The organism is Phenylobacterium sp. (assembly GCF_036402295.1).
GTDB lineage: Bacteria > Pseudomonadota > Alphaproteobacteria > Caulobacterales > Caulobacteraceae > Phenylobacterium.
Map to the genome: position 1 here is coordinate 1 of NZ_DASWTE010000328.1, position 4,961 is coordinate 4,961.

At 68.9% G+C, this 4,961-nt stretch carries 4 protein-coding genes; 1 reads left to right on the top strand and 3 read right to left on the bottom strand.

Annotated elements, in window-relative coordinates; genetic code table 11:
- The 3 genes from VGD44_RS19575 to VGD44_RS19585 all read right to left on the bottom strand — a co-directional run.
- On the bottom strand, window positions 1-494 hold a 494-nt coding region (locus VGD44_RS19575), incomplete at its 3' end, for a biotin carboxylase N-terminal domain-containing protein (protein ID WP_331090058.1).
- Between the two features lie 142 nt (window positions 495-636).
- Window positions 637-2,229, bottom strand: coding sequence for a carboxyl transferase domain-containing protein (locus VGD44_RS19580; RefSeq protein ID WP_331090059.1), 1,593 nt, complete (start codon window positions 2,227-2,229; stop codon window positions 637-639).
- A gap of 8 nt (window positions 2,230-2,237) precedes the next feature.
- Window positions 2,238-3,890, bottom strand: a complete 1,653-nt coding sequence (locus tag VGD44_RS19585) for an AMP-binding protein (RefSeq protein WP_331090060.1) — start codon at window positions 3,888-3,890, stop codon at window positions 2,238-2,240.
- A 143-nt stretch (window positions 3,891-4,033) separates the two neighbouring features.
- Between VGD44_RS19585 and VGD44_RS19590 the strand changes: the two genes are divergently transcribed.
- The coding region (locus VGD44_RS19590; RefSeq protein ID WP_331090061.1) for an acyl-CoA dehydrogenase family protein at window positions 4,034-4,961 on the top strand (928 nt) is incomplete at its 3' end.

Sequence of the window (4,961 nt, forward strand, 5' to 3'; positions counted from 1 at the left end):
CCGCCGCCGCCGGCCACCGCCTTGATCAGCACCGGGAAGCCGATGCGCTCGGCCTCCTTCGCAAGCGTCTTGGCCGACTGGTCGGCGCCCAGGTAGCCGGGCGTCACCGGCACGCCGGCCTTCTGCATCAGGTCCTTGGCGGCGTCCTTCAGGCCCATGGCGCGGATCGCCGACGGCGGCGGGCCGATCCAGATCAGGCCCGCGGCCGTGACGGCCTCCGCGAAGTCGGCGTTCTCGGAGAGGAACCCGTAGCCCGGATGGATCGCCTCGGCCCCGGCGGCCTGAGCGGCGGCGATCACGCGGTCGCCCTTGAGGTAGCTGTCACGCGCCGCGGCCGGCCCGATCAGCACGGCCCGGTCGGCGTCGCGCACATGGGCGGCGTCGCGGTCGGCTTCCGAGAAGACGGCCACGGTCTCGATGTTGAGCCGGCGCGCGGTGGCGAACACCCGGCGGGCGATCTCGCCCCGATTGGCGACAAGGACGGAGCGGAACATCACAGAAGCCCTCGCGCCGCAGGCGCAGTCTTTCCGGCCCGCGGAAGCACGCGGACGGACGCGGATATCCGCGCGTTTCCGCGTGCTTCCGCGGTCAATTCTTGAAGGCGCTGACGCGCCAGGAACGTCGCCATGATCCGCCTCACATCCTGAACACGCCGAAGCGCGTCTCGGGGATCGGGGCGTTCAGGGAGGCGGAGATGGAGAGGCCCAGGACGTCGCGGGTCTGGGTGGGGTCGATGACGCCGTCGTCCCAGAGCCGGGCGGTGGCCACGTAGGGGCTGCCTTCCTCCTCGTAGCGCTGGCGGATCGGGGCCTTGAAGGCTTCTTCCTCCTCCGGCGACCACTTGCTCGCGTCGCGGTGGACGGTGGCCAGCACCGAGGCGGCCTGCTCGCCGCCCATCACCGAGATGCGGCTGTTGGGCCAGGTCCACAGGAAGCGCGGGGAGTAGGCTCTACCGCACATGCCGTAGTTGCCGGCCCCGAACGAGCCACCGATCAGGACGGTGAACTTGGGCACTTCCGCACTCGCCACGGCGGTGACCAGCTTCGCCCCGTCCTTGGCGATGCCGCCGGCCTCGTAGCGGCCGCCGACCATGAAGCCGGAGATGTTCTGCAGGAACACCAGCGGGATCTTCCGCTTGCAGGCCAGCTCGATGAAGTGGGCGCCCTTCAGCGCGCTCTCCGAGAACAGCACGCCGTTCTTGGCCAGGATCGCGACCGGGTAGCCCCAGATCCGCGCGAAGCCGCAGACCAGCGTCGTGCCGTAGAGCGCCTTGAACTCGTCGAAGCGGCTGCCGTCGACGATGCGGGCGATCACCTCGCGCACGTCGTAGGGCGCGCGGACGTCCTGGGGCACGATGCCGTAGAGCTCGGCCGGGTCGTAGGCCGGCGGCTCGGGCTCGGCCAGGGTCAGCTCGTGGAACTTGGTGGTGTTCAGGTTGGCGACGATGCGGCGCACGATGGTGAGCGCATGCTCGTCGTTCTCCGCCACATGGTCGACCACGCCCGAGCGACGGCCGTGGGTGTCGGCCCCGCCCAGCTCCTCGGCCGAGATCACCTCGCCGGTGGCGGCCTTCACCAGCGGCGGGCCCCCTAAGAAGATCGTGCCCTGGCCGCGGACGATGACCGTCTCGTCGGACATGGCGGGCACGTAGGCGCCGCCCGCGGTGCACGAGCCCATGACGCAGGCGATCTGGGAGATGCCGTCCGCACTCATCCGCGCCTGGTTGTAGAAGATGCGCCCGAAGTGATCGCGGTCGGGAAACACCTCGGCCTGGTGCGGCAGGTTCGCGCCGCCCGAGTCCACCAGGTAGACGCAGGGCAGCCGGTTCTGGATCGCGATCTCCTGGGCGCGGAGATGCTTCTTCACCGTCATCGGGAAGTAGGCGCCGCCCTTCACCGTGGCGTCGTTGGCTACGATCATCACCTCGCGGCCCGAGACACGGCCGATGCCGGTGATCACCCCGGCCGCCGGGGCCTCGCCGTCATAGAGGTTGAACGCGGCGAGCTGGCCCACCTCGAGGAACGGCGCGCCCGGATCGAGCAGCCGCATCACCCGGTCGCGGGGCAACAGCTTCCCGCGGGACGTGTGGCGCTCGCGCGACGCTTCGGACCCCCCCAGGGCCGCCTGGCCGGCGTACATCCGAAGCTCCTCGGCCAGCCCGGCGTTGAGCGCGGCGTTGGCGGCGAAGGCGGCCGATCCGGTATCGACGGCCGTTTCCAGTTTCCTCATGCGGAGCCCTAGGCCGTCTTTTCGAGCTTGAGGTCAAGTTCTGCGATCATCGCGTCCCGCATGGCGAACTTTTGCACCTTCCCCGTCACAGTCGTGGGGAACCCTTCCACGAATTTGATATGTCTTGGAATCTTATAGTGGGCGATCTGGTCGCGGCAGAACTCGCGGACCTCCTCGGTCTCCAGCGCCTCGCCCGGCTTGAGCACGATCCAGGCGCAGAGTTCCTCGCCGTACTTGGGATCGGGCACGCCGATCACCTGCACGTCCTGCACGGCCGGGTGCCGGTAGAGGAACTCCTCGATCTCGCGCGGATAGATGTTCTCGCCGCCGCGGATCACCATGTCCTTGATCCGGCCCACGATGTTGCAGAAGCCCTCGTCGTCCAGCGTCGCGAGGTCGCCGGTGTGCATCCAGCCGGCGCGGTCGATGGCTTCGGCGGTCCGTTCGGGATCGTCCCAGTAGCCCAGCATGACGGAGTAGCCGCGGGTGCAGAGCTCGCCTGGCTCGCCGCGCGGCACGATGCGACCCTCCGCGTCGACCACCTTGACCTCCAGGTGCGGCTGGATGCGGCCGACGGTGGAGACGCGGTGCTCCAGGCTGTCGTCGGTGGACGACTGGAAGCTGACCGGCGAGGTCTCGGTCATGCCGTAGGCGATGGTCACTTCGGGCATGTGCATCTTGTCGATCACCTGGCGCATCACCTCGATCGGACAGGGCGAGCCGGCCATGATCCCGGTTCGCAGGGACGACAGGTCGAAGGCGGCGAACTCGGGGTGCGCCAGGGTGGCGATGAACATGGTGGGCACGCCGTAGAGCGCCACGCACCGTTCCTCCGACACCGCCTGGAGCACCGCCAACGGCTCAAACGCCTCGGCCGGATAGACCATGGTCGCCGCGTGGGTCACGCAGCCCAGGTTGCCCATCACCATGCCGAAGCAGTGGTAGAGCGGCACCGGGATGCAGAGCCGGTCGCCGGGCGCGAGACCGATGGCCTCGGCGACGAAGCGGCCGTTGTTCAGGATGTTGTGGTGGGACAGCGTCGCGCCCTTCGGGAAGCCGGTGGTGCCGCTGGTGAACTGGATGTTGATCGGGTCGTCGAACTGCAGCGTCGGGCCGATCTCGGCCAGCCGGGCGCGATCGGCGCGCTTGGCCGTGTTCTCGATGTGCGGAAAGCTCTGGCAACCCCGGTGCGGGTCGTCGCCGATGGTGATCACCGCCTCGACAGTGGGTAGGCGGCCGGCCTCGCGCAGCTGGCGGATCATGGCGAGGTATTCGCTGGTCTTGTGGCGCAAGGCGATGACCAGGGCTTTGCAGGCCACCTTGTTGATCGCGTACTCGGCCTCGGTCAGCCGGTAGGCCGGGTTGATGTTGACCAGGATCATGCCGGCCTTGGCGGTGGCGAACTGGGTGATCGTCCACTCGGCGCAGTTGGGCGCCCAGATCCCCACCCGGTCGCCCGGCTCCAGCCCCAGCGCCAGCAGGCCGGCGGCGAAGGCGTCGACGCGATCCTTCAACTCGGCGTAGGTCCAGCGGATATCTTGGTGGCGCACGATCAGCGCGAGGTTGTCGGCATGCGCGGCGCAGGTCTCGTCGAACAGCGCGCCGATGGTCTTCCCGATCAACGGCGCCGTGCTGGCCCCATGGACGTAGCTGAGCGCCATCGTCCGCCTCCCATTTGTGTTTGTCCCATCCTGTGCGCGCCACCCCCGGCTGTCATCCCGGTTTCGGCGCGCCCGCCTCCTCTCCGCTTGGCGGGGGAGGAGATGTCTAGGCTCACCCAACGTTGCCGTGGCACTAGAGCGCCGTGACCCAGGAAACCTTCCCCGAGATCCGTGAGGCGGTGCGCCGGCTGTGCGCGCGCTTCCCTGGCAGCTACTGGCGCGAGCTGGACCGTGAGCGGGCCTATCCGACCGCGTTCGTGGCCGCGCTGACCGAGGCCGGGTTCCTGTCGGTGCTGATCCCGGAGGAATACGGCGGCTCGGGCCTAGGGCTCGCGGCGGCGGTCGCAGTGCTGGAGGAAATCCACCGGAGCGGCTGCAACGGCGCCGCCTGCCACGCGCAGATGTACACCATGGGCACGGTGCTGCGGCACGGAACGTCCGCGCAGAAGGAGGCCTACCTCCCGAAGGTCGCCACCGGCGAGCTGCGCCTGCAGGCCTTTGGCGTCACCGAGCCGGACGCCGGCACCGACACCACCCGCATCTCCACCGTCGCCAAGAAGGCGGGCGACAAGTACGTGGTCTCGGGCCGGAAGATCTGGATCAGCCGCGCCGAGCACTCCGACCTTATGGTGCTGCTCTGCCGGACCTCGCCGCGGCGCGACGAGAAGCCGTCGGACGGCATGAGCGTGCTGCTGGTGGACATGAAGCAGGCGGTAGCGAGCGGTGGGCTCACGATCCGGCCGGTGCGGACGATGCTGAACCACGCCACGACCGAGCTCTTCTTCGAGGACCTGGAGGTTCCCGCCGAGAACCTGGTCGGCGAGGAGGGCAAGGGGTTCCGCTACATCCTGGACGGCATGAACGCCGAGCGGATCCTGATCGCCGCCGAGTGCATCGGCGACGCGCGGTTCTTCATCGACCGGGCCAGCCAGTACGCCAAGGAGCGCGTCGTGTTCGGCCGCCCGATCGGCGAGAACCAGGGCGTGCAGTTCCCGATCGCCCGCGCCTACGTGCAGATGACGAGCGCGAGCCTGATGGTCGACAAGGCCGCGGAGATGTTCGAGGCCGGCG

Bases quoted from the DNA above. Each gene is read 5' to 3' on its own strand.
- VGD44_RS19580 (WP_331090059.1), bottom strand. From the start codon at position 2,229: ATGAGGAAACTGGAAACGGCCGTCGATACCGGATCGGCCGCCTTCGCC.
- VGD44_RS19585 (WP_331090060.1), bottom strand. From the start codon at position 3,890: ATGGCGCTCAGCTACGTCCATGGGGCCAGCACGGCGCCGTTGATCGGG.